This is a genomic window from Macrococcus sp. S115 (assembly GCF_030067655.1).
Taxonomy (GTDB): domain Bacteria; phylum Bacillota; class Bacilli; order Staphylococcales; family Staphylococcaceae; genus Macrococcoides; species Macrococcoides psychrotolerans.
This window is the reverse complement of the sequence record NZ_JASJES010000020.1, coordinates 1-2,287: the sequence shown is the minus strand read 5'-3', so window position 1 is coordinate 2,287 and position 2,287 is coordinate 1. Positions and strand designations below refer to the sequence as shown.

At 30.9% G+C, this 2,287-nt stretch carries 3 protein-coding genes; 1 reads left to right on the top strand and 2 read right to left on the bottom strand.

Annotated elements, in window-relative coordinates:
* The coding region (locus tag QNJ52_RS11490; RefSeq protein ID WP_283722651.1) for a protein rep at positions 1-447 on the bottom strand (447 nt) is incomplete at its 3' end.
* 391 nt (positions 448-838) lie between these two features.
* Between QNJ52_RS11490 and qacH the strand changes: the two genes are divergently transcribed.
* On the top strand, positions 839-1,162 hold the full coding sequence (qacH, locus tag QNJ52_RS11485; RefSeq protein ID WP_283722649.1) for a quaternary ammonium compound efflux SMR transporter QacH: 324 nt from the start codon (positions 839-841) through the stop codon (positions 1,160-1,162).
* Between the two features lie 576 nt (positions 1,163-1,738).
* On the opposite strand, the gene QNJ52_RS11480 is transcribed toward qacH, so the two are convergent.
* Positions 1,739-2,287, bottom strand: a 549-nt coding sequence (locus QNJ52_RS11480; protein WP_283722648.1) for a protein rep, incomplete at its 5' end; no start/stop codon positions are given.

Genomic DNA, 2,287 nt, shown 5'->3' with positions numbered 1-2,287 from the left:
ATATCGCATCAAACGATCGAACGCTTTCGTCATCTCAGAAACTGCTTTATTTAAAGTCTGTCCATCTACTGCATTTTTTGTCGACAGCGTAATAAATAGCCATCTCGCTTTAGGTTTTTCTTTAATTACTTCTTCAACTACACGCTGGGCTTGATAACTATTTTTCATTGCACGCCTCCAGTTACAAATAGGACATAATTTAGATTTACAAAACCATGTCTTATATAATTTTAAATAACCTTCATCAGTCGGCTTAAACTCAAGCACTTGCCCACAACTACGCACATTATGAGCTTTTTTAATTTTTAAGACATGTAATAAATCAGCGTAAGTTACATTCGCTAATTTCTTTTCTTTCCATGGGCGTTCTTTCCCACTTTTTGAAACATCACATAAAATTTCAGTATCTTGATTTTCTTTAATTTCTCTTGTATCATAAGATTGCATTACAAAACACCTCGTTTTTGTGAGTTGTTTTGCATTAAAAGATAAAAACTATTGTATATCTGCATAAAAAGTCCCCCGATTTTATTTAAGATTCGACACCTTAATAATAAAACGGGGACTTTTTTATGTCAAATTTTCTTTCCACCGCTAAATCTGACTTCGTGCTTACAGCCACAAGGGATAAACCCGATTTTAAAAAATAGAATTATTTCTAATAGTATCAAGACAAGAAGAAACTCGTTTTCAACTCGTTTCAGAACCTACCTAAAATTTTTGAAATCACAAAAATCAATACCTCGCAAATCACTAGAAAAATACAAGTCTTTTTATTATTGAATTAGCCACCTAAAATATTAAAATATAAATATCACTTAATAAAGGAGCAATTTCTATGCCATATTTATATTTGTTTTTAGCAATAGTCAGTGAAGTAATAGGCAGTGCATTTTTAAAATCTTCAGACGGTTTCTCAAAATTATATCCAACTATAACAACAATCATTTCATTCCTTATTTGTTTTTATTTTCTGAGTAAAACTATGCAACATTTACCACTTAATATTACTTACGCAAGTTGGGCAGGTTTAGGATTAGTATTAACAACAATTGTTTCAGTTCTTATTTTCAAAGAACAAATAAATTTAATAAGCATTATTTCAATTATTTTAATAATATTTGGTGTTGTTTTACTAAACACATTCGGATCATCACACTAATTACTTTATTCCAATTTCCTTTTCGGTAGAAACTTTGACCCCTCACACTCCCCAAAGATGAGCCACCAGGCAAAAAACGCCCTGGTGGGCCCACTTTGTTTAGTGTATATGAGGAGTCTTTTCTTTCCGAAAAGTTTTCTCGGCATAAAAGTTCATCAAACTTTTTACACGTCTTTTCCGTTTTATTTTTAGTTTTTGAAAAATAAATTATAATTTTTAGCTTGCAGCGACTCAAATTTACGCACAGAGACGTCTTATTTATTTTTTGCTTCAAAGCTACCTGCATCAAAAAACGGCTCTTAAAATAGAAAATAAGCGTATTTTTAATGATTTTAGAACATGAGCATAAGGGGTAATGCCACCACTTTGATGTTTTGGCAGAGCCAAAACGTGGTGAACTCGGCAGTGCCGAGTTATTTACCCTTAAAAATAGTGCCACCATGTTCTTTATCTCATACGTACACTATACGTATAGTTATGCATATAATACGTATACATACAGTATATGCATACGTATAGTGTACGTATAGAATTTTTGTACGTATGCTGTACATATAAAAAAGCATTGAAAAATTTTCAATGCTTCAAAAAATAATTTTGTTTTTCAAAATTCCAAATTGCAATTATCGAGTGAGCTTTTTCTTCTTCAGAATTTATTTTTTCTTCGTCAGATGTCTGAATCAAATTTCCATCTTCAGCATCATCTAAATTTAATTCTTTGTGTTTTATTTTCAAAAGACCACCGTAAGCAATCATTCTTTTTTTATAAAGTCCTTCTTCCAGGTCTGAAATAATTTCTAAATTTTTTTCTTCATCGTCTGTTAAATAATCCGATTCCTTAACAGAATATTTTGATGTCTCTTTGATCGCCGACACAATTGCTGAGTCTTTTTTTCTGTTCGGAGTAATCGCTTTGACGTGAACAACAGGTTCATAATTTATTTTTAATGCTCGTTTCCAAAATTTTATCCATTCATTTTGTTCGATATAATTTTCTTTATTTTTAAAATAAGTCGGCTCAACACAAAGTAAAACATGTAAATGCTGATTGTAACTTCCGTCATTTGAATTAACTGTTACTTCTGTTGTTCGCATAAATCCAATTAAATTTTTAGAGATTTTTTT